The sequence below is a fragment of the Mesocryomonas fontinalis genome, assembly GCF_055730125.2.
In genome coordinates this window covers 1-560 of sequence record NZ_JBUZWG020000027.1, presented here as the reverse complement: position 1 = coordinate 560, position 560 = coordinate 1, and the positions used below count along the sequence as shown (strand labels likewise).

Annotated in this window: 1 protein-coding gene; it reads left to right on the top strand. The window is 59.5% G+C overall.

From position 1 onward, the window contains the following. Positions 1-523 (top strand): IS21-like element helper ATPase IstB (istB, locus tag ACZL02_RS24360; RefSeq protein WP_472941272.1); only part of this gene is annotated, 523 nt, incomplete at its 5' end. Between the last annotated feature and the right edge of the window lie 37 nt (positions 524-560).

The window sequence follows — 560 nt, the reverse complement described above, 5'->3', positions numbered from 1 at the left end:
CCAGCTTCATCGCTGCGAGTTCCTGGAGGATGCGCACAACGTCGTGCTGGTTGGAGGACCCGGGACCGGCAAGACCCACATCGGCACGGCCCTTGGCATCCAGGCCATCGAGCATCACCACAAGCGGGTTCGCTTCTTCTCGACCGTCGAACTCGTCAATCTGCTCGAACAGGAGAAAGTCCAGGGGAAGAGCGGTCAGATCGCCAGTCGGCTTGTCCACTCCGACCTCGTCATCCTCGACGAGCTGGGCTACCTGCCGTTCAGCGCTTCAGGCGGTGCCTTGCTGTTCCACCTTCTGAGCAGGCTGTACGAACGCACCAGCGTCGTCATCACCACCAACCTCAGCTTCAGCGAGTGGGCAACGGTCTTTGGCGATCCGAAGATGACCACCGCGCTGCTCGATCGCCTTACCCATCACTGCCACATCCTGGAGACCGGAAACGACAGCTTCCGCTTCAAGAACAGCTCGGCCAAACCCGAGAAACCGACGAAGGAGAAAACACGGAACTTGACCACAACCTGACCTGCCCGACATCATCAAAGCCGGGTCAGTTCTTGAT